The organism is Fructilactobacillus sp. X7R7C1, from assembly GCF_059901065.1.
The window spans coordinates 152,757-173,666 of record NZ_JBWXVF010000004.1 but is presented as its reverse complement, the minus strand read 5'-3'; the positions used below and the strand labels follow the sequence as shown (position 1 = coordinate 173,666).

Annotated in this window: 21 protein-coding genes; 4 read left to right on the top strand and 17 right to left on the bottom strand. The window is 40.0% G+C overall.

Annotated elements, in window-relative coordinates; genetic code table 11:
* Positions 1–13: 13 nt before the first annotated feature.
* Complete coding sequence (locus AC6UDC_RS06780) at positions 14–1,390, bottom strand: UDP-N-acetylmuramoyl-tripeptide--D-alanyl-D-alanine ligase (RefSeq protein ID WP_500707466.1); 1,377 nt, start codon at positions 1,388–1,390, stop codon at positions 14–16.
* Between the two features lie 80 nt (positions 1,391–1,470).
* Positions 1,471–2,259 (bottom strand): hypothetical protein, encoded by a 789-nt coding sequence (locus tag AC6UDC_RS06775; RefSeq protein WP_500701207.1) that lies wholly within the window; start codon positions 2,257–2,259, stop codon positions 1,471–1,473.
* Between the two features lie 172 nt (positions 2,260–2,431).
* Between AC6UDC_RS06775 and AC6UDC_RS06770 the strand changes: the two genes are divergently transcribed.
* Positions 2,432–2,941, top strand: a complete 510-nt coding sequence (locus tag AC6UDC_RS06770; protein WP_500696918.1) for a low molecular weight protein-tyrosine-phosphatase — start codon at positions 2,432–2,434, stop codon at positions 2,939–2,941.
* Entirely contained in the window at positions 2,928–4,163 is a 1,236-nt protein-coding gene (locus tag AC6UDC_RS06765; RefSeq protein WP_500699646.1) for a multidrug efflux MFS transporter, read from the top strand. Before AC6UDC_RS06770 ends, AC6UDC_RS06765 begins: the two co-directional genes overlap by 14 nt.
* A gap of 49 nt (positions 4,164–4,212) precedes the next feature.
* Here AC6UDC_RS06765 and AC6UDC_RS06760 read toward each other — a convergent pair whose 3' ends face one another.
* From AC6UDC_RS06760 to AC6UDC_RS06740, 5 genes are all read right to left on the bottom strand, one after another.
* The gene (locus tag AC6UDC_RS06760) at positions 4,213–4,464 is read right to left on the bottom strand and encodes a type B 50S ribosomal protein L31 (RefSeq protein WP_500693987.1); all 252 of its coding nucleotides are present in this window, start codon (positions 4,462–4,464) and stop codon (positions 4,213–4,215) included.
* A 110-nt stretch (positions 4,465–4,574) separates the two neighbouring features.
* The gene (gene murA, locus AC6UDC_RS06755; protein WP_500693988.1) at positions 4,575–5,849 is read right to left on the bottom strand and encodes a UDP-N-acetylglucosamine 1-carboxyvinyltransferase; all 1,275 of its coding nucleotides are present in this window, start codon (positions 5,847–5,849) and stop codon (positions 4,575–4,577) included.
* Positions 5,850–5,961: 112 nt separating this feature from the next.
* A complete protein-coding gene (pyrG, locus tag AC6UDC_RS06750; protein ID WP_500707465.1) occupies positions 5,962–7,581 on the bottom strand; it encodes a CTP synthase in 1,620 nt (539 codons plus the stop codon).
* 144 nt (positions 7,582–7,725) lie between these two features.
* Positions 7,726–8,301, bottom strand: coding sequence for a DNA-directed RNA polymerase subunit delta (gene rpoE / locus AC6UDC_RS06745; RefSeq protein WP_500695768.1), 576 nt, complete (start codon positions 8,299–8,301; stop codon positions 7,726–7,728).
* 45 nt (positions 8,302–8,346) lie between these two features.
* Positions 8,347–8,781: a YwiB family protein gene (locus AC6UDC_RS06740; RefSeq protein WP_500695769.1), complete on the bottom strand. Its 435-nt coding sequence runs from the start codon at positions 8,779–8,781 to the stop codon at positions 8,347–8,349.
* Positions 8,782–8,908: 127 nt separating this feature from the next.
* Between AC6UDC_RS06740 and AC6UDC_RS06735 the strand changes: the two genes are divergently transcribed.
* Both AC6UDC_RS06735 and yidA read left to right on the top strand, forming a co-directional pair.
* Complete coding sequence (locus tag AC6UDC_RS06735; RefSeq protein WP_500707464.1) at positions 8,909–10,261, top strand: HD domain-containing protein; 1,353 nt, start codon at positions 8,909–8,911, stop codon at positions 10,259–10,261.
* Between the two features lies 1 nt (position 10,262).
* Positions 10,263–11,072 carry a sugar-phosphatase gene (gene yidA / locus AC6UDC_RS06730; protein WP_500707463.1) on the top strand — a complete coding sequence of 270 codons (810 nt, stop codon included), beginning with the start codon at positions 10,263–10,265 and terminating at the stop codon, positions 11,070–11,072.
* Positions 11,073–11,129: 57 nt separating this feature from the next.
* Here yidA and AC6UDC_RS06725 read toward each other — a convergent pair whose 3' ends face one another.
* From AC6UDC_RS06725 to metG, 10 genes are all read right to left on the bottom strand, one after another.
* Positions 11,130–12,122 carry a ribose-phosphate diphosphokinase gene (locus AC6UDC_RS06725; RefSeq protein WP_500693994.1) on the bottom strand — a complete coding sequence of 331 codons (993 nt, stop codon included), beginning with the start codon at positions 12,120–12,122 and terminating at the stop codon, positions 11,130–11,132.
* Between the two features lie 79 nt (positions 12,123–12,201).
* Entirely contained in the window at positions 12,202–13,581 is a 1,380-nt protein-coding gene (gene glmU, locus AC6UDC_RS06720; RefSeq protein WP_500701211.1) for a bifunctional UDP-N-acetylglucosamine diphosphorylase/glucosamine-1-phosphate N-acetyltransferase GlmU, read from the bottom strand.
* A gap of 24 nt (positions 13,582–13,605) precedes the next feature.
* Positions 13,606–14,433 (bottom strand): pur operon repressor, encoded by an 828-nt coding sequence (gene purR, locus AC6UDC_RS06715; RefSeq protein WP_500693996.1) that lies wholly within the window; start codon positions 14,431–14,433, stop codon positions 13,606–13,608.
* Positions 14,434–14,539: 106 nt separating this feature from the next.
* On the bottom strand, positions 14,540–15,340 hold the full coding sequence (locus tag AC6UDC_RS06710) for a metal ABC transporter permease (protein ID WP_500693997.1): 801 nt from the start codon (positions 15,338–15,340) through the stop codon (positions 14,540–14,542).
* Complete coding sequence (locus AC6UDC_RS06705; RefSeq protein ID WP_500721915.1) at positions 15,333–16,031, bottom strand: metal ABC transporter ATP-binding protein; 699 nt, start codon at positions 16,029–16,031, stop codon at positions 15,333–15,335. Before AC6UDC_RS06705 ends, AC6UDC_RS06710 begins: the two co-directional genes overlap by 8 nt.
* A gap of 209 nt (positions 16,032–16,240) precedes the next feature.
* Complete coding sequence (locus AC6UDC_RS06700) at positions 16,241–16,471, bottom strand: Veg family protein (protein WP_500693999.1); 231 nt, start codon at positions 16,469–16,471, stop codon at positions 16,241–16,243.
* A gap of 72 nt (positions 16,472–16,543) precedes the next feature.
* Positions 16,544–17,434: a 16S rRNA (adenine(1518)-N(6)/adenine(1519)-N(6))-dimethyltransferase RsmA gene (rsmA, locus tag AC6UDC_RS06695; protein ID WP_500721913.1), complete on the bottom strand. Its 891-nt coding sequence runs from the start codon at positions 17,432–17,434 to the stop codon at positions 16,544–16,546.
* Positions 17,427–17,996, bottom strand: a complete 570-nt coding sequence (gene rnmV, locus AC6UDC_RS06690; RefSeq protein WP_500709208.1) for a ribonuclease M5 — start codon at positions 17,994–17,996, stop codon at positions 17,427–17,429. The genes rsmA and rnmV overlap by 8 nt, the downstream gene beginning before the upstream one ends.
* A 1-nt stretch (position 17,997) precedes the next feature.
* Positions 17,998–18,771, bottom strand: a complete 774-nt coding sequence (locus AC6UDC_RS06685) for a TatD family hydrolase (protein WP_500711353.1) — start codon at positions 18,769–18,771, stop codon at positions 17,998–18,000.
* Positions 18,772–18,831: 60 nt separating this feature from the next.
* Positions 18,832–20,874, bottom strand: a complete 2,043-nt coding sequence (gene metG, locus AC6UDC_RS06680) for a methionine--tRNA ligase (protein ID WP_500721911.1) — start codon at positions 20,872–20,874, stop codon at positions 18,832–18,834.
* Positions 20,875–20,910 lie beyond the last annotated feature (36 nt).

Here is a 20,910-nt window from a genome sequence, read left to right as displayed (position 1 = left end):
CAAACCGAAGAACCTATTCTAACGCTTTTAAAACTCGTTCTAAGTGAATTCCGTGACTCCCTTTTAACAAGACTTCATCCCCAGTAGACAACTGGGAGTCTAGGCTTTTAGCTAATTGATCAAGCTGATCAACTGGATAATAATGAAGGGCATTTTGATTGGGATATTTTTTTTGCAACATTTGATATAGAGACTTCATAAGTGGTCCAACTAGGTAAACCTGGTTAATCAATTGCGGATCGATTGCATCAGAAATATCCTCATGCATCTCCACTCCCTTATCACCAAGTTCCAGCATGTCACCTAGAACTGCAACTCGCTTCCCTTGTAAATGAGTGGATTGAAACGCCTTTAAAACGGCTTTTAGAGCTGATGGGTTCGAATTATATACGTCACTTAAAATCATTTCACCATTTTGACCCTTAACCCATTCAGTTCGATTATTAGTAAAACTGGCATGGTCTAGTGCTGATTTCATGTTGGCCGGCAGGATTTCCGCTAGTTCACCAACTTCAATGGAAGCAAGTGCATTGTTGACGTTATAGTCACCAATTAGCGGAATGGTGAATTTCATGTTTCCAAACCGATTGGTCTTAAACGTCGTTTCGTGGTCGCCGTCATAGACATCCTTTGGGTAAATATCGTTAGTGTCTTTTCTTCCAAAGGTCAACTTTTCAACGTCAAGTGATTTAGCCCGTTCGTTTAATAAGGGTTCGTCACCGTCATAGACAAACACCCCATCTGGCCTAAGTCCATGGGTAATCTCCATTTTGGCATCCGCAATCTTAGCACGGGTTCCGAAAAACTCAATGTGAGCTTCCCCAATCATGGTAATGACGGCGATGTCAGGCTTAACTAGCTTACTTAAAAAGTCAAGTTGGCCGGGTCGATCCATCCCCATCTCTACCACCAAATATTCTGTGTTAGATTCCATGGAAAGGATCGTAATCGGGACTCCAATCTCATTATTAAAGTTAGCGTGCGTCTTAGTAACATTAAACTGAGTGGCAAGAATTGAAGCAATCATGTCTTTAGTAGTGGTCTTGCCATTACTTCCGGTAATTGCCACCACTTTAGGGTTAATCTTATTTAAATAGTGTCGACTGAGATCCTGTAGGGCCTTTAGTGTGTCATCGACTAAAATAACCGGAAAATCCTTCGGAACATCACTAATTCGACTTTGACTCCAAAACGTTGCGTTAGCCCCGTTTTTGATGGCACTAGCAATGAAATCGTGCCCATCATGATTCCCAGTGAGTGGAACAAAAAGATCATGCGGTTTTAATTTCCGACTATCAAACGAAACTCCCGTTATTTCAACGTTTTCGTATTTTTTTGAATTCAAGTCACCATTAACGGATTTTGCAACCTCTAAAAGGTTCATTTTCATAACAAAAACTCCTCTTAATTCGATGTAAATGCATTTAAAGTATATCAGAAAAAAATCAATAAAAAAGCGACTCAGCTGGTTTAAACCAAATCGTTTAATTCTCCCTCATCATCAACGTCTCTTTGAAGTTCCCACGTTTTAGTGGAAATATCATAAGTAATTTGACCAACTTTAAAGGCTCCACTTTTCAACTGGTCATAAGAGTTCCAAATTACCTTTGGAGATCGTTTTTTGTGTCTCATTAAGGGAATCTCAAGCTTTGGTCTCTTCATAACTATCATATCACACGGAATAATAACTCCCGTAATTCCCAGTTTTAACAACTTGGTCATGGTACGTTCGTCGATATCCCTAAACGGCACTGACTTTACGAACATTCGTCTACTGTTCCACTGCTTTTTTAGATGCCGTTTAATGCAGACAGCTAAAATTTGATTAATGGCACTAAAATGACGCATGTATACCTTTGTAAAGCCAGTGGATTCACCCAAAAACACAAATTGATTCTTCAATTTAACCGAAAATGGACTCGTTTGATTGAGTGGGATACCCATGTGACTCAAGTACAATAAATCTGCGATTTCATCCTCATTTAAAGAATCCAGATCCTCCCGGTTTCTAAAATCAACCCATTTCTTGGTACTAATTTTATTGTTAATCATGTACTCTCTAATTTCATTTTGACCGGTAATTAAATCAAATTTAGTGGACATATTGAAATCATTTGCGTAACGATAATCATCATTTAATAAAATAATATTTTGGGGATCGTTCTTAATTCCGTTTAAAAAATCCAACGGAAGAATTCCCCAACTGTAGGCAAAATTCTTAACTGGATTAACCTGAAAATACACTGTGTTAATTAACATATTTGTCTTGCTCCAATCCTTATTACCCCTTTCACCATAAAATAAGATTTTAATAACCATTTTTCCAACTCACGTCATTTTCTTACGTTATAATTAGCATTCATTTTTATATATATGAAGTTCAATTACTGTTAATATAGTAATAACGATTTAAATTTCGGGAGTGTGGATTATGAAAAAAACTAACGTTTTATTTGTCTGCTTGGGGAACATATGTCGATCTCCCATGGCAGAAGCAATGTTTAAAAAAATGCTTATAAATAAAGGACTTTCAAATCATTATTCAGTAAGTTCAGCTGCCACCGAAAACGATGAAGCGGGTAGTCGTCCTCATCCTGGTGCTCAAAAAACCATGGACGCTCATCACTTAGATTATAGTGGGAAACAATCCCACCCAATCACCGCTTACGACATCGATCATGCTGATTACATTATTACCATGGATGACTACAATATCAGTGATCTTAAAAAGATGATCCCCAAAAGTCAATGGAATAAGCTTCATTTATGCATGGACATTGTTCCCGGTAAAAAGGGAGTCAACATCGTTGATCCTTGGTATACCCATCGATTTGAGGATACCTATCAAATGCTGGATCAATCTTTGCCCTTGTGGCTAAAGTACATGCAAGAACATCATAACAGCAAACAGGAAGGAAGCGAATCATTTGAATCAGAATAAAGCCCCAATCTCTGATCCGGTTCCTTCAGAAATATGGCACAAAAACCTAGTAGCACTATGGTTTGGGATGTTCATGAATGGATTAGGTTTTAGTGAAGTCATGCCTTTTCTCTCCTTGTTCATCGCTACCCTAGGCCACTATAATTCTAGTCAACTAAGTATCTATAGTGGGCTTGCTTTCTCAGCCTCTTTCATTGTTACCGCCGTCGTCTCTCCCATTTGGGGATCTTTGGCTGACAGATACGGACGAAAAGTGATGCTTTTACGAGCATCACTTGGAATGGCAATCTGTCTAATATTGATGGGCTTTGTTACTGCTGTTTGGCAGTTAATTGCCCTTCGATTTATTCAAGGAATCTTCTCTGGATACATGAGCAATGCCAACGCCTTACTTGCGACTCAGGTACCAAAGCGAGAAAGTGGGAAAGCCCTTGGAATTTTAACCACCGGCAACGTCTCAGGAACCCTTTTTGGTCCCTTCATTGGCGGAATCTTAGCTTCTGTCTTTAGTTATCGTCTTACCTTCTTCATTACTGGTGGTTTACTCATTTCCGTCTTTTTTGTCACGCTATTTTTCGTTAAAGAACACTTTAAACCGGTTGCAAAAGAAGATAACCTATCTACCAAACAGGTTATTTTCGAACTTTCAAACGTCAAACTGATTTTTGGAATGTTCTTGACCACCCTGATTATTCAAGCCTCTAATTTCTCCATTTCACCCATTCTGTCACTGTACGTCAAAGAAATCATGCACAATAGTCCTCAAGTCACCTTCTACAGTGGAATTGTTGCCGCAGTTCCGGGGATTGCCACGCTTTTTGCCGCCCCCAAACTGGGAGCATTAGGCGATCGAATCGGGACCTCCAAGATTATGCTAGGCGGTTTCATCTTTGCCATCTTGGTCTACATCCCCATGGCGTTTGTAACCAACGTCTGGGAATTAATGGGACTCAGATTCCTAATTGGAATCTCCAACGCCTGTATGTTACCTGCCGTTCAAACCATTTTGGCTAAAAACACCCCATCTAACGTTACTGGTCGGATTTTTAGCTGGAACCAGTCCATGCAAGCAGCTGGAAACTGTATCGGACCCATCATCGGCTCCATTGTTTCTTCTTTGTTTGATTACTCAAGTGTGTTCATTTCAACCGCGATCCTTGTCTTCATTAACTTCTTGTTAGTATTAAACGAAACCAGAAACGAACAGAAGACCGTAAACTAAATTTAGACAAAAAAAGAGCCAACTAAAAGTTGGCTCTTTTTATTTATTATTATTTGTCGGCAAGACCATATTTCTTGTTGAAACGATCGACCGCACCATCTGCTTGGTTGAACTTTTGCTTACCAGTGTAGAATGGATGTGAATCAGATGAAATTTCAACTCGGATTAATGGGTAAGTGTTGCCGTCGTCCATTTTGACGGTTTCATCAGAGGTTGCAGTTGAACCAGTAATGAACTTAAATCCAGTACTTGAATCTTGAAAAACAACTTGATGAAAATCTGGATGAATTCCTTTTTTCATAATATTTCGCTCCTTTTGCCCTAAACACAGTTCAGAGATTGATTATCGAATATAACATCAACCATAATAGCTTAACATTATTTTTTGACGTACGCAATAGGACCCAGGCGTTAGTCGTCCTGGTCAATCATCTGGACGTTAGCGTGTAGATTGGTTAATTTATTAGTAATATTATCATATCCGCGTAAAATATTGTCCGCATTTTCAATGACGGTCTTACCACTAGCCATCAGCCCAGCAATGACCAAGGATGCCCCAGCGCGGATCTCTCCGGCTTGAACGGTTGTCCCATGGAGGTTCTCACTCTTACTGATAATAATTGAATTATCAGTTGGATTGACCTTGATATTAGCCCCCATCTTCTGGAGCTGGGCAATGTGATTCTGACGTTCCGGATAAATCGTATCGTGAATCACACTATCCTCGTCTGCTTTAAACAGCATGGGGGTAATTGGTTGTTGTAAATCCGTTGCAAATCCTGGAAATGGTGCCGTTTTAATCTCGATACCATTTAATTTCCCAGTCTTTGGAACATAAATACTGTCTTCGCCAACTTCTAATTGAACGCCGGCTTCAATCAACTTAGCTGTGTAGGCTTGTAAATGCTCAGGAATTACGTTCTTAACGTTAATTCCCTTCCCAACAGCGGCGGCTAACGTCAAGTATGTCCCCGCTTCAATTCGATCAGGGATAATCGTATGCGTCGCCTTGGCCTGGAGATGATCAACGCCTTGAATCCTGATGACGTCGGTCCCAGCTCCTCTGATCTTAGCTCCCATACTATTCAAAAACGATGCAATATCAATGATTTCCGGTTCTTTAGCGGCATTACTAATGGTAGTAACCCCATCAGCCTTTACCGCTGCTAGAATCGTGTTGATCGTCGCTCCAACCGAGACCATGTCAAAGAAAATTGAAGCCCCATGAAGTCCATTTTCCGTTGCATTAATATCGACCGAATCATCACTTTCATTGACTTCTGCACCCAAGGCCTTAAAGGCGCGAATGTGCTGGTCAATTGGCCGTGGTCCAATATTGTCTCCACCAGGGAAACTAATCGTGGCACGATGAAACTTGCCAAGAAGCGCTCCCATAAAATAATAGGAAGCACGTAGACTTTTAATTGCTTTACCGGGCAACTCACCCTCAAGTATATTAGTTGGATCAATGTTTAAGACACCATCTGAAAAATCAGATGTTACGTTCATCGACTGGAGGATTAGCATGAGATTATGCACATCCAGGATATCGGGAACCATGTCAAGTTCCACTGGACTATCCGCCAAAATAGCGGCCGGTATCAAAGCGACCGTACTATTCTTAGCTCCGCCAACGGTAACGTCGCCATATAGAGGATGTCCTCCTGATATTTTTAGTATCGTCATAATTGGTAATCCTCACTTATATCATATCTTTTAATAATAATCATAGGAAAGTTTTCACCAAAACACAATACAAAATCAGAAATTATTTTATTAAGATTATAAAGAAGCCTGGTTACTTCTTGTGATTATGCATGTGTTCTTTGTCGGAAGCGGCGACAAACGCCTTGAATAATCCCTCGGGACGATTTGGACGTGATAAAAATTCGGGATGGTATTGTGCTGCAACGTAGAAGTGATTATCAGGAACTTCGACCACTTCAACCAAGTGATCATCTGGTGAGGTCCCAGAAATAACTAAGCCAGCATCTTCCAGGTCTTTTCTAAATTTATTATTGAATTCATAACGATGACGATGACGCTCTGAGATTTCCCTTTTGTTGTCGTATGCACCGGCGGCTTTACTCCCTGCTTTTAACTTAGTCTTATAAGCACCCAAGCGTTGAGTTCCACCAGCATCAGTAACATCATTTTGATCGGCCATGAGATCAATCACATTGTGCTTAGTTTGCGGATCAAATTCAGTTGAGTTGGCATCCTTATAACCCACAACGTCTCTAGCATATTCGATGGTAGCAATCTGCATTCCAAGGCAAACACCTAAATAAGGAACATCATTTTCTCTAGCATATCGAGCGGCTTGAATCATTCCTTCGACCCCTCGATTACCAAATCCACCAGGAACCAAGATTCCGTCCATTCCCTTTAACTTCTTAGAAACGTTGTCTCTGTTAATCGTACCCGCATCAACCATGTGAATGTTAACTTTATCGTCAGCAGCATAACCGGCATGTTTTAAAGCTTCATTGACGGACAAATAAGCATCGTTTAGATCAACATACTTACCAACAATGGCAATGTTAACCTCACCCTTGAGATTTCTGATGTGCTTCTCCATCTTCTTCCAGTCTTTCATGTCAGCCTCTGGAGCTTTAACGTTAAAGTGCTTTAAAATCTCATCGTCCATGTCCTGTTTTTGAAAACTAAGCGGGATTTGGTACAAGTTAGGAGCATCGATGGACTCGATGATATCCTTAACCGGAACATCACAGAACATGGCAATTTTTTTCTTCATCTCATCACTAACTGGCTTCTCAGCACGAAGAACCAACATATCGGGTTGAATGCCAATTCCCCTCAATTCTTTAACACTGTGCTGGGTTGGTTTGGTTTTCATTTCCTTTGCGGCGTGCAGGTACGGAACAAGCGTAACGTGAATATAAAAAGTATTCTCATCACCGACTTCATGTTTCATCTGACGGATGGCTTCCAAAAACGGTAGGGACTCGATGTCTCCAACCGTTCCACCAATTTCTGAAATAACGATATCAGCGTCCGTGCTTTGAGCGGCACTCATAATCTTTTGTTTAATCATTCCAGTAATGTGAGGGATGACCTGAACGGTTCTCCCAAGATAATCTCCGTGACGTTCTTTTCTTAAAACTTCTTCATAGATTTTACCGGTCGTAAAGTTAGAGTACTTGTTTAAATTGTTATCAATAAAACGTTCGTAATGACCTAAATCAAGATCAGTTTCAGCACCATCATCGGTAACAAAGACTTCTCCGTGTTGATAAGGATTCATTGTTCCCGGATCAATGTTGATATATGGATCAAATTTTTGGATCGTAACGTTAAAGCCACGATTCTTCAATAATCTTCCGATTGAAGCCGAAACAATTCCCTTTCCTAAGGAAGAAACTACTCCACCGGTTACAAAAATATACTTAGTCATGCTTAACTCCTCCATCAAATTTAGGTTACAATATAAAAAAGCTCCCCATTCATTGAATAGGGAGCGGTTACTTATTCGAAATACTTCACATGTCTGTAAAGTGCCCAAATAGTATGTTAAGTGATTCTACATAATTAGTCAAGTTTAATCATTGTCGTCGTCATCATCTTTTTTATCGTCATCGTCATCTGGATTGACCTCTGAGAGGTCGCCTTCAACACCATCATCATCGTCAATGGCGTCATCATCAGTATCAGGATTTTCTTCATCAAGATCCTTATGATACTTATCCTTGTCGTCAGGGGTATCATCAAAATCATCCTGATCTTCTGGATCATCGTTATCATAGTCGATCACGTCATCATCGTCAGCTGCATCAGCCATAAAAGCATTCACCTTACGATGCTTTTTGGGAGTATTACCGTTGTCTTCTTCACCTTCATTGATGGTGGCTTCGTTAATGGATTCATATGGATACCAAGTACGAAGACCCCAAACGTTATTGCCAAGGGAAATAAAACTCCCATCAACATTAAGGTCTGTATAGAATTGAGGTAAACGATCACGAATTACTTGGTTGCTGTCCCCCAAGTATTTTTGTACTTCGTTGGTTAAATCAACGAATGACATGGTTTTACCAGCATCAGCTAAAATTGCATGAGCCACTTCAACCATTGATAATTCGCTTTTATCTTGCTTGTCTAATTCTTTAAGTTCCAATTCGACCACGCCTTTCTAGATTCCTAACAGACTAATAATACTAGTTTAACATTTAAATTGCAATTTGACTCGATAGTCGCCGACTTTCTGTCCGTCGGTGTACAACTCATAGTTAATCTCAATCATTTGCCATCCGTTTTTATCATCTCTAGATTGCTTAATGCTAGTGGTATGTGCCCCAATTTTCAAATTACCAAATGGCGTTCGGTACAAGTCCTCGATTGTTTCGTTCGGTTTAAAATGAAGTTCAAGATGATTTTTGCCAGCACGAGTTAACCGAATCGCATTTTTTCCAATCCGGTAGGTGACAGGAACGTCCGGTTGTCCGTCAACGTGTTCAACGTAACGTAAATAACGATAGCCGTTGAGCATAACTAGTTGCCCATTTTCTTTAAAATGATGGTGTTCGACGTTTTCGTCCTGTTTTATTTCGATTGCAATCTCAACTTGAACTTTTTCGATCTTTTCGTTTTCTGTCAAAAATATCACCTCACAAATTTGATTTTACGCCGTTAGCAATGGAAATGCACTAACTTTGAGTTTGTCATGACGTTTATTTTTATTTCAGTTATAATGAAGAGAGATTAGTATAAGTGGAGGTCTTTTATTGAAGTATTACAATCAACCATTGAAATATGACAAAGTTTTTCGTGACCCAGTTCTGGGTCACGTTTACGTTGAACACCAAGTAATTCTTGATCTCATTAATACGCCTGAATTTCAACGTCTAAGACGAATCAAGCAGTTAGGAACTACTTCATTAACCTTTCACGGAGCAGAACACACCCGATTTAGCCACTCTTTAGGAGTGTATGAAATTACTAGACGAATTTGTGATAATTTTAAGCGAAATTATCCGTCTAAAAAAGCGGGTGATGGCTTATGGGACGATTCAGAACGAATTGTGGCCCTGTGTGCCGCTCTACTTCACGACGTTGGTCATGGAGCTTATTCACATACGTTTGAACACATTTTTCACACCAATCACGAACAGATTACCCAGCAAATCATCACTTCAAACGAAACGGAAATTAACCACGTCTTAAGTGAGGTCGGTCCCGATTTTCCCGAACGCGTCGCCAGTGTCATTAACAAGACCTATGACAATCCGCAAGTCGTCCAAATGATTTCAAGTCAAGTTGATGCCGATCGGATGGACTACCTTCTAAGCGATTCATATTACACCGGAGCACAATACGGTAATTTTGATTTGGATCGGATTCTTCAGGTGATGCGTCCGTACTCTGGTGGGATTTGTTTTTGGGCAAGTGGTTTACATGCGATTGAGTACTACATTGTTTGTCGTTTTCAAATGTATCAACAAGTATACTTCCATCCCGTCTCACGTTCGATGGAGGTTATTTTAAGTCACCTACTGATGCGGGCAAAAGAATTAGCGTTACAACCTAAGAGCACCTTTAAGCCTAGTCTTTTAATGCCAATCTTTTCTAATAACTACTCCCTAGATGATTATTTACAAATTGACGATGGGGTGCTTAACACCTACTTCGTCATGTGGCGAAAGTCGGAAGATCCGATTCTATCTGACCTCGCCAAACGTTTCTTAAATCGGCGTCCCTTTAAATCCGCTAAATACAATGATCAGACGGAATTTTTAATCCCTAAGCTACAAAAGATCATTGAAAAAGCCGGATTTAATCCAAAGTACTACACTGCCACTGACAACAGTTTTGATCAGCCCTATGATGTCTACAATCCCAAAAGTAAACATCAAAACGCCCAGATTGAACTGATGGAAAATGATGGTAATTTGGTAGAACTCTCTCAAACTAGTGACCTAGTTCGTGCCATTACCGGAAAACTAATTGGTGACAAGCGTTTTTTCTTTCCACGTGAAATGCTTAAGCCAACAAAAAACGTTGAACTTTTTCAACCTTTATACGATGAATTTCAAAAATACATTGATAATGACAACCTTATAATTCCAAAGGAGAACTAACATGGATATCAAATTAATTGCCATCGATATCGACGGCACCCTATTAAACGAAAAAAATCAATTAGCAAAAGCAACCATCGAAGCTATTACTAAAGCCTGCAATCAAGGCATAAAAGTGGTTCTTTGTACTGGTCGCCCCATTACTGGCGTAAAGCCATACCTTGATAAGCTCGGAATTGACGGAGACGATGAATACGCCATCACTTATAATGGTGCCCTAGTCGAAACGGTTAGTGGCAAAGTGTTAATCAAAGAAACGGTTAAGTATGATGACTTTTTAGAAATTGAAATGATGTCACGAGAAATGGGAGTTCACTTCCAAATCGAAACGGTTGATTCCATTACCACTACCGATCGTGATATTAGTCCCTTTTCCGTTGAAGAAAGCCATCTTGTTTCGATGCCCATCAAATATCGAACTCCTGGCGAAATCACCCGTGACGTCAACATTTACAAACTGATGTACGTCGATTATCCGGACAAGATTACCAAAGCAAAGGGCAATCTACCAAAATCAATCTACGACCGAATGAGTGTCGTTCAGAGTTCACCGGTCTTTCTTGAGTTTATGAACTCAAATTCAAGCAAAGGCAATGCCTTACAGGATCTTTCCGAAAAGCTTGGTTTAAAGCCAGATAACGTCATGGCCATTGGCGATCAAGGGAATGATATTTCGATGATCAAGTTTGCGGGACTGGGAGTGTCCATGGGTAACGGAATCGATGAAGTTAAAAAGAACGCCCAATTTGTTACTAAACCTAATTCAGAAGATGGGGTAGCATACGCCATCAATAAGTACGTTAATCAATAACAAACGAGCGCAAAAAAATAATCTTAGCATTTTAAGCTAAGATTATTTTTTTATCCATTACTTTTTTTCATCATCCTTACCATAGTCAAACCGATGACTAAACAGCGGACTAACGGGACGATTTTCGTTAATTCTAGTAATTGCGTCTCCAATTAATGGTGCAACTGAAATTTGTTTGATCTTGTCAATTTTTTTATAATCGGGTAACTGAATGGAATCAGTCACAACCAGTTTCTTAATTGGCGAAGCTTCGATTCTTTCGGTTGCTGGCCCTGATAAGACGGGATGGGTACAACATGCATAAACTTCTGAAGCACCAGCATCCATTAAGGCTTGCGCACCTTTCGTAATGGTTCCAGCTGTATCAATCATATCGTCAATCATAATACAACGCTTCCCCTTTACATCCCCAATGATGTTCATAACTTGAGCAACGTTGGCTTTTGGGCGACGCTTATCAATAATAGCAATTGGAGCCTTTAAAAACTCAGCCATGGCACGAGCTCGACTCACCCCACCATGATCAGGCGAAACAACTACCGCGTCTTTTGCGAGTCCGTTCTTGATGAAGTAGTCAGCAAGGAGCGGTGCCCCCATCAAATGATCAACGGGAACATCAAAGAATCCTTGAATTTGAGCAGCATGTAAATCAAGGGCTACCAAACGTGTGATTCCATCTTTTTCCAGCATGTCTGCCACTAACTTAGCGGTAATTGGTTCACGACTTCGTGCTTTTCGATCTTGTCTAGCGTAACCATAGTATGGAATAACCACGTTAATGGTTTTGGCACTTGCTCTTCTTAAAGCATCGATCATGATTAATAATTCCATTAAATTATCATTAACGGGATCAGAAGTTGATTGGATAATATAAACGTTATCGCCACGAATGCTTTCTTCAATATTAATTTGAATCTCACCATCGCTAAAGCGACTGACGGAAGCTTTTCCCAAGGGAACTCCCACTCGTTTAGCAATCTTTTCTGCAAGCGGACGATTTGAATTTAAAGAAAAAATCTTTAATTTTGGATCAGCATACTTTTCAGCCATTATAACCCCCACATTTTTTTCCTACCTAATCAATTCCATTATATTATTTTCAGAAAACAATTTCACTATTTAGCTCAAATTAATTAGCGCCTTTAAAGGGAAGTTTTTTATAATAACCCGGCTTGTTAGTCTGGCGCTCTCTAGCAATTCCCATGTCGTACTGATCCATGTCGTCGGTAATGGTCGAACCAGCCGCAATAAAGGTATGATCAGCGATGTGGACTGGGGCAATCAAGTTGGAATTACTTCCAATAAAAGAATCATCACCAACCGTTGTGGTGTGCTTATGGGCTCCATCGTAATTCGCAAAAATCACTCCGCAACCAATATTAATGTGTTTACCAAGTTTAGCATTGCCAACATAAGTCAGATGACCCATCTTGGTTCCCTCACCAATGGTGGCACTTTTAACCTCACAGAAGTTACCAATGTGAACATTCTTTTCAATCTTAGCGCCTGGTCTTAAATGACTATCGGGTCCGATATCAGAGCCGGACATCATCTCAGAATCTTCAATTACCGAAGAGAAGACCTTAACGTTATCATGAATTTTACTACCAGAAATTTTAGAGTGGGCACCAATGATACAGTTACTACCGATTTCCGTCCCATTTTGAAGTTGAACTCCTGGTTCAATAATGGTATCCTGACCAATTTTAATGTCACTATCAATATAGGTATCATCGGGATTAACAATCGTAACACCATTTTGCATGTGCTGACGATTAATCCGGGCTTGCATAATTTGAGTGGCACGGGCCTGAGCGACCCGATCGTTTACACCCATCGATTCATTAAAGTTCGCCATCTTGTAGGCAGCAATTGTGTGACCTTCATTTTTTAAAACTTCAATGGCATCAGTTAAATAATATTCACCCTGAGCGTTATCGTTATTAATCTTGTGCAAAGCCTCAAATAACGAATGATTATCAAACACGTAAACCCCAGTGTTAATCTCATGAATGCCCTGCTCTTCCGGCGTAGCATCCTTTTGCTCCACGATCTTTTCTACAATCCCAATGTCATTTCTAACAATCCGGCCATAACCAGTCGGATCAGGAGCTTTAGACGTCAAAATGGTTGCGGTGGCCTTTTTTTGTTCGTGATACTCAAAGAGTTGCTTAAGAGTAGAGGAGGTAAATAATGGAGTATCACCACTAATAACTAACGTCTCACCATCTGAGTTCTTTAAAAGTCCTTCAGCTCGTGCAACGGCATCGCCAGTCCCAAGTTGTTTATCTTGGACGACGTACTCACAACGATTGCCAAGTTCGTTTTCCACATCTTCAGCACCGTAACCAACAATCGTGATGATGTTATCCATATCTAACTTGGATACCTGCGTCAAAACATGGTCAACCATTGATTTCCCACAAATTCGGTGGAGAACTTTATATAACTTGGACTTCATCCGGGTGCCCTTACCAGCCGCTAAAATAATCGTATTCTTTGAACTCATTTTTGTTCCCCTTGTAATTAATTTTTAATTTGTACTCCCAAAAATTTTTTGGGCATAATTGCCAGGTTTAATCTCAATCTGATCATCTTTAATATCCATTTTAAGTAATGAAGTAAAATCAGTAACCTTTCTGTGACCTGGGTCATCGGTTTCAACGAAAACCGTACTGCCCACTAGATGACAATCGAACTCATCAATCAGGGACGTCAGACCAGAAATCGTTCCACCACCACGCAAAAAATCATCAACAATCAAAACGTTAGAACCTGGCTTCAGGCTTCTTTTTGAGATGGTCATTCGTTTAACTTCTTGACTAGATGCGGAAACGTAGTTAACACTCACGGTTGACCCCTCAGTAATTTGAGAGTCGTGCCTAGCAATTACCAGTGGCACATTTAAATACGTGGCAGAAGCTTCGGCAACTGGAATTCCTCTCGTTGCCACCGTTAGTACTGCGTCAACTTTCTGAAACAGGTATTGGGTGGCAATGATCCGCCCAATGGTTTTCAACTTCTCCGGTTGGCCTAAAATATCGGACATATAAACATAACCACCGGGAAGATAACGATCGTTATCATTTAGGATGTCAGAGACCTCTTTAATAAACTGATCAGCCGCCTCTTTTAAAATGTATGGCGTAAATTTGGCGCCCCCAGAAGCTCCGGGAACGGTCTCAACCAGACCAATCCCACGTTGTTGAAATGCTTGCTTCACAATGGCTAAGTCCTCACTAATGGAAGATTTAGCAGAATTGTAGCGCTTAGCGAAAAAAGTTAATGGTACTAATGTATGAGGACGGTTTAATAGATAGTTTGTCATATCTACTAATCGTTCACTTCTTTTAAATTTCATGCTTTCACCTCGTCATAAATTGGCACACAAGGAAATTTTAGCATAAATGTTCGTGTTTTACTTCACTTTATCGAAAAAAGAGTAAAAAAAGAGGAACTAAATCAAATTAGCCCTCCCTAAAGTGATTATAAATCAGTGATCCAAAGTAAATGGCAACCTCAATAACAGCAATAAAGAAACTGACCGGCCAGTTCGTGTAGTATCCAAGCGTTAATCCAGCCCAAACTCCGATCAAACCAAAAACAATGGCCAGTCCAATCATTTTTCCGACTGAATGGGCAAAGTATTTAGCACTCGCAGCTGGCAAAGTCAAAAGGATAAAAATCAAAAGTGCCCCGACAATTTGAGCAGCCACGGAGACACTTAAGGCCAGCATCACTAGGAAAATCAATGAGAGGATTCCACTTGGAATTTTCTGGGCTCTGGCTCCCACTGCATCAAACGAATCAAACTTTAAGTCCCGATAAATACATAGGGTCACGATTAACACAATCACCGATAACCAAATCATCTGATGGACTTCAGAAGCACTGATTCCAACAATACTTCCGAATAGGATATTAGTGGCGTAACTAGCACTACTGTTTGAAAGGGCTAGAAATAAGACTCCTAGTCCAATAAAGAGGGCCGAAACAGCACTGATGGTATCTTCTCGTCTTTCGGCAACGGAACCAGCACTCATTCTCCCAACTAGAACCGAACTAATGGTGGTAAAGAGTAGCATCCCGTTTAACGGACTAATTCCCACAAACATTCCAAAGGAAGCTCCAGCAAACCCAATCTCAGATAAAGTGTGGGTCAGAAACGGCATGTTTCTTGAAACGACAAACACCCCGATGACCCCACAGACCACCGCAATGATGGTACTGGCTAAAAAGGCATTACGCATAAATTCAAAACTAAACATCGGCTTGCCCCTTCCAAAATTCTTCAACATTTAAGTTCTTAATTGGTCCAAATTCATAATTATCAGGACGCAAAAACAAGTATTCGTTAGCGAACTTCTTTGCTAGCGGAATGTCATGCGTAACAAAAATTACGGTTAACCCTCTTTTTACGTTTAGGTCGGAAACCACATTAAGCAGGTTCTCCTTGGCCTCTGGGTCAAGACTTGCCGTCGATTCATCCAAAATCAAAAGATCGGGTTTCACTACCAGCGCCTGTGCCAGATAAGCTCGCTGTTTTTCCCCACCGGAAGTTCTTCCTAATGGTTCTTTGGCAATATCAGTTAGGTTAGTCTCAGTTAGGACCTGATTTAACGTTTCACGATCTTTTCTTGAAAGCCATGGTAGTTTAAACCCACTAAAAGCTAGAGCAACAAAATCTTTTACCGACAACGGATATTCGGTATCAATATTTCTAAACTGGGGCACATACCCAATCTTGACCTGAGAACGATCCGGGATAAACTGAACCTTTCCACTGGTGGGCTTCAATTGACCAAGAATCACTTTGATCAAGGTGGTCTTCCCTACTCCATTCTGGCCTACAATGCTTAAAAAACTACCACGTTTCACGTTAAAGCTCAAATCACTTAAAACGTGTTTATCCGCAAAATTAACGGTTAAATTTTCTATCTTTAAAACTAAGTCATCCATCTTTAAACTCCTACCATTTCGAGCTTCAATAGTACTAACGAAGCTTACTAACTAATCAATAGTTCTCAACTAATATAACACTGTTATCTTAAGACATGCAACTAACAGCTCGGGGAAATCATGGATTATCTTGACTAATTTAAATACCCACATCATCTTACTAACTACTAATAATATAAAGCAAAAAAAAAGACCTTTCGGTCAATTCATTAAACAAAGTTAATCTCGATGTTCTTGGTTAAAATATCAGTATAACTGTATGATACTTGTCCTAACTTCTCGTCTGGATCAAGTGTAATTAAAAATACAGCGGGAAATGTCTCAGCCAGAACCCCATCATATTCGTTAGTTCGTTTTCTTCCGGCTTGTGCAGTTACATGGATTTCCTGTCCAATGTGATTATCTAGAAATAATTTAATCTTAGATAGACTAGTTGGCATTATCAATCACCTCGCGTATTACTATTATACATTAAAATCAATATAATGTAAAGGTAATGGATGAATAGCCTGTTATGCCAGCAATCCACTTATGTGAAACTGATTTGCCATTTTCACAAATTGATCAACCGATAACTGTTCGGGACGGTCTGACTTATTAATGCCTAACCGTTTTAAATCCTGTTCAATTTGTTCTTTTACCTCAGGTTTCTTTCCAAAAATACCCTGCAAATTATTCCAGAGTGTCTTTCTTCGGTGCATGAAACATCCATGCGCAAAGCCAAAGAAAGCTTTTTCATCGTAAGAAATCACCTTTTTATCTGTTTTCGGGGTTAACTTGACCACCGCAGAATCAACTTTTGGTGAGGGAATAAAGGACTTGGCCGATACGTTAATTGCAATCTCAACATTTTCTAGATACTGAGTGATAACCGTCAAAGCCCCATAGTCGCGATTGCCCGGCTTTGCGCTAATTCGTTCTGCCACTTCTTTTTGCATCATCAACACCGTTGAATCAAATTTAACGTTGCCCTTTAAAATATCCATCAAGATTGGTTTGGTGACATAGTAAGGTAAATTAGCCACAACTTTTAGGTGGTGTTTTCCATCAAAGTTTTCTTTAATTAATTTTGGCAGATTAGCCTTCAAGAAGTCTTCATTAATAATTTTAATGTTGTCATAGGGACTGAGAGTCTCATCTAAGATTGGGAGAAGATTCTCGTCAATTTCAAAGGCCATTACGGCGTGAGCTGATTGAGCAATTTGTTCAGTTAACGCCCCAATGCCAGGTCCAATTTCAATTACATCATCGGCTTCTGATATTTGGGCAACTGCAACGATTTCTTTTAAAACTCCGAGATCATTCAAGAAATTTTGCCCCAAGCTTTTTTTCGCGTTTAAACGGTATCGGTTCAAGATGGCCTGGGTCCGAGCTGGACTGCCGATTGCGGGAACTTTACTCATCTAATCCCTCCTTATCATCAACTTGTTTTAGTGCATCGTTAAACTGTTTTTTGGTAATCCCAAACATTCGCAATCTTTTTTGCATTTGTTTAGCGTTAACATACCCCAAATGAAGCAATTCACCAAGTTCCAGTCGGCGTTCCTTAGCTTCTTTCGTTCCTACTAAACCAGCTTGAATCAAATCCTGCTTGCTAATGACTTCTGGATTCTCATCGCTTTCGGTGTACACTTCAGACAAGGCATTCCGAATTGCTTCTGGACTAGCATGCTCAACCCCAAGGGATCCCTTCTGTGTATCAGGAACTGCTTCCGACTTTTTCAAAAAGGCATGCTTTGCTTCTGGAATCTCATCTGAAATTATTTTTCTGATTTTTTCCCCAGAAAAATCTGGATCAGTAAAAACGATGATTCCACGAGTTTGTGCCAACCGATCAATTAGATCGAGGGTCTCATCCGAAATCGCAGAGCCCCGGGTTTCAATCGTATCAGCATCAACCGCCCGTTGAATTTGTTTGGTGTCATCTTTTCCTTCAACCACAATTACTTCTTTAATTCTTTTCATTTTAATTATCCAATCCAAATAATCGATTCGTATTTTCGTACGTCGCCTTTGCGACCACATCAGGATCAATGTCTTTAAATCTGGCAACTGCTTCTAGGGTATACAAAGAATAAGCCGGTTCATTTTGTCGTCCGCGAAACGGCTCAGGTGTCAAATATGGGGCATCCGTCTCCACTAGAATCTTATCCAGCGGAGTTAAACGAGCGGCTTCATGAACCTCTTTGGTTTTCTTGAAGCTCACGACCCCACTGTATGAAACCACCATCCCTAAATCAACGAATTTCTTCATCCATTCACTATCTCCGTTAAAACTGTGGATAATGCCACCGACTTCACCAATATTTTCATCTTTTAAAATCCGATAAACATCCTCAAAGGCATCCCGGTTATGAACTGAGATTGGTAAATGCATGTTTTTGGCAATTTCAATTTGTCGCCGAAAGACTCGTTCTTGCACGTCTTTCGGTGTGACATCTTGAAAATAATCCATTCCAATCTCACCCACAGCGACAACTTGCGGATTTTCTAGTTGCTTTTCGAGCAGTTCTTCCTGCTCGTGATTGTAATTCATAGCGTCTTCTGGATGCCATCCAATAATTGAATACAGATTGTCGTACTGAGCTGAAAGCTCCAAGGAACGCTCATTTAGCTCAGTATTGGACCCGACGTTAGCCATTCTAACAACACCAAGTCTTTTGGCGTGTCGAACGTAGCCCTCAATATCATTTTGGAATGGTTGATCGTTTAAATGAGTGTGGGAATCAAATATTTTCATTGACTATTCCTTTCATAATCGAAAAAGTTTCACTAATCATTGACTAGTGAAACTTTTTTACTACTCTAAAGTACTGCCATTATCTAAAGTTTGGTCAACAGTTGCTACTTTAATTGAACCGTCTTTTTGTTCAACGGACAAAATCATTCCCTGACTTAACTCACCACGAAGTTTCTTTGGCTTTAAGTTAGCGACAATGATCACTTTTTTACCAATTAATTGTTTAAAATCTGGATACCACTTGGCAATTCCAGAAACAATCTGACGGTCACCGTCATCGCCAGCATCAAGTTGAAACTTAAGTAATTTATCAGCATTTTCAACTTTAGATACATTTTTAATTTCTGCGACCTTTAATTCAACTTTTTCAAAATCACTAAAATCCAAATTCTTTTTCTCTGATTTTAAAATTGTCTTTTCTGGGTCAAAGGTATTTTTTTGGTCAGCACGTTTCATTGCTGAACGACCCTTGGTTTTGTCAGATTGAGTCATCTGATCCTTAATGAATTTAACTTCAACGTCGCGATCTAAACGAGGGAAAATTGGTTCACCATTCTCAATTACCTTTTGTTTTTCAGGAAGTCCAGAAAGAGCGGCATTTTTTATGTCAAACCCATCCATCTGATCAAGACCTAACTGACGATACATCTCATTCGCCGCATTTGGCATAATTGGACTTACTAAGATCGCAATCAAGCGCAGACTGGCAACCAAATGACTCATGACGTTTGCTAATTTAGCTTGGTCATCTGCGTCATCCTTGTTCTTAGCCAAGGTCCATGGCTCAGTCTGATCGATGTACTTGTTGGTTTGAGAAACTAATTTCCAAATCTCAGCCAAGGCATCAGATAAATGAGTGTCATTCATTAACCGTTTAAATTCTGAAACGGTTGTTTTAGCAATTTTTTGTAAATCAACACTCGGTTGATCATTGGAATCGTGATATGAAGGTGTTACGCCATCTTCGTATTTATTGACCATTGCAATCGTTCGGTTCAACAAGTTACCAAGGTCGTTAGCTAGGTCATAGTTAACCCGATCAACAAAGTCTTCAGGAGTAAAAATCCCGTCACTTGCAAACGGAATCGCTCTAATCAGATAGTATCTGGTAGCGTCTAATCCATAACGATCGATTAACGTCTCAGGATAAATTACGTTGCCCTTTGACTTGGACATCTTTCCGTCTTTCATGGTCAGCCAGCCGTGGCCATAAATTTTCTTTGGCAGTGGGAGACCAAGGGCGTGAAGAATAATTGGCCAATAAATGGTATGGAAACGAACGATTTCTTTCCCAACCATCTGTAGATCAGCTGGCCAAAATTTCTTAAACAACTCGTCATTATCACTGTCATAACCAAGGGCAGTGATATAGTTTGACAAAGCATCAATCCATACGTAAACCACGTGCTTAGGATTTGACTTAACGGGAACTCCCCACTTAAAGGTGGTTCTCGAAACCGCTAAGTCATCCAAACCTGGTTTTAAGAAGTTGTTAACCATTTCGTTCATTCTAGAATGCGGCTCAATGAAGTCAGGATGCTCTTTGTAGTAATTCATTAACCAATCAGAATATTTACTCATCTTAAAGAAGTAACACTCTTCGTTAACAAGTTGAACTTCGTGTCCAGATGGGGCTTTTCCGCCAATCACGTTGCCTTCAGCATCACGATAAACCTCTGCTAATTGTGATTCGGTAAAGTATTCTTCGTCTGAAACCGAGTACCACCCCGAATACTGTCCAAGATAGATGTCGCCTTGGTCTTGTAACGTTTGAAATATTTTTTGCACGGCTTTTACGTGCTTATCATCAGTGGTTCTAATGAAATCGTCGTTAGAAATATCTAAATTAGCCCACAAGTCAGATATTTGAGTAGCCATCTTATCAACGTAACTTTTAGGATCAACACCCAACTTTTCTGCTTTTTGTTCAATTTTTAGTCCGTGTTCATCGGTTCCGGTTAAATAAAACACGTCGTAGCCAGATTCCCGCTTAAAACGAGCCAGTGCGTCACAGGCAACCGTCGTATAAGCGTTCCCGATGTGTAACCTTCCTGATGGATAATAAATTGGTGTTGTAATGTAATATGTTGGTTTTTCAGCCATCCCAATTCGCTCCTTTATTCCTATCGTACAAATTAA

What these genes read in the sequence shown, in the direction of transcription:
- AC6UDC_RS06685 (WP_500711353.1), bottom strand. Translation starts at nt 18,771, where the DNA reads ATGAAAATATTTGATTCCCACACTCATTTAAACGATCAACCATTCCAA.
- AC6UDC_RS06760 (WP_500693987.1), bottom strand. Translation starts at nt 4,464, where the DNA reads ATGAAAAAAGGAATTCATCCAGATTTTCATCAAGTTGTTTTTCAAGAT.
- yidA (WP_500707463.1), top strand. Translation starts at nt 10,263, where the DNA reads ATGGATATCAAATTAATTGCCATCGATATCGACGGCACCCTATTAAAC.
- murA (WP_500693988.1), bottom strand. Translation starts at nt 5,849, where the DNA reads ATGACGATACTAAAAATATCAGGAGGACATCCTCTATATGGCGACGTT.
- rsmA (WP_500721913.1), bottom strand. Translation starts at nt 17,434, where the DNA reads ATGAGTAAAGTTCCCGCAATCGGCAGTCCAGCTCGGACCCAGGCCATC.
- AC6UDC_RS06700 (WP_500693999.1), bottom strand. Translation starts at nt 16,471, where the DNA reads ATGCCAACTAGTCTATCTAAGATTAAATTATTTCTAGATAATCACATT.
- purR (WP_500693996.1), bottom strand. Translation starts at nt 14,433, where the DNA reads ATGAAATTTAAAAGAAGTGAACGATTAGTAGATATGACAAACTATCTA.
- pyrG (WP_500707465.1), bottom strand. Translation starts at nt 7,581, where the DNA reads ATGACTAAGTATATTTTTGTAACCGGTGGAGTAGTTTCTTCCTTAGGA.
- AC6UDC_RS06710 (WP_500693997.1), bottom strand. Translation starts at nt 15,340, where the DNA reads ATGTTTAGTTTTGAATTTATGCGTAATGCCTTTTTAGCCAGTACCATC.
- rnmV (WP_500709208.1), bottom strand. Translation starts at nt 17,996, where the DNA reads ATGAAAAGAATTAAAGAAGTAATTGTGGTTGAAGGAAAAGATGACACC.
- metG (WP_500721911.1), bottom strand. Translation starts at nt 20,874, where the DNA reads ATGGCTGAAAAACCAACATATTACATTACAACACCAATTTATTATCCA.
- AC6UDC_RS06770 (WP_500696918.1), top strand. Translation starts at nt 2,432, where the DNA reads ATGAAAAAAACTAACGTTTTATTTGTCTGCTTGGGGAACATATGTCGA.
- AC6UDC_RS06705 (WP_500721915.1), bottom strand. Translation starts at nt 16,031, where the DNA reads ATGGATGACTTAGTTTTAAAGATAGAAAATTTAACCGTTAATTTTGCG.
- AC6UDC_RS06775 (WP_500701207.1), bottom strand. Translation starts at nt 2,259, where the DNA reads ATGTTAATTAACACAGTGTATTTTCAGGTTAATCCAGTTAAGAATTTT.
- AC6UDC_RS06780 (WP_500707466.1), bottom strand. Translation starts at nt 1,390, where the DNA reads ATGAAAATGAACCTTTTAGAGGTTGCAAAATCCGTTAATGGTGACTTG.
- glmU (WP_500701211.1), bottom strand. Translation starts at nt 13,581, where the DNA reads ATGAGTTCAAAGAATACGATTATTTTAGCGGCTGGTAAGGGCACCCGG.
- AC6UDC_RS06725 (WP_500693994.1), bottom strand. Translation starts at nt 12,122, where the DNA reads ATGGCTGAAAAGTATGCTGATCCAAAATTAAAGATTTTTTCTTTAAAT.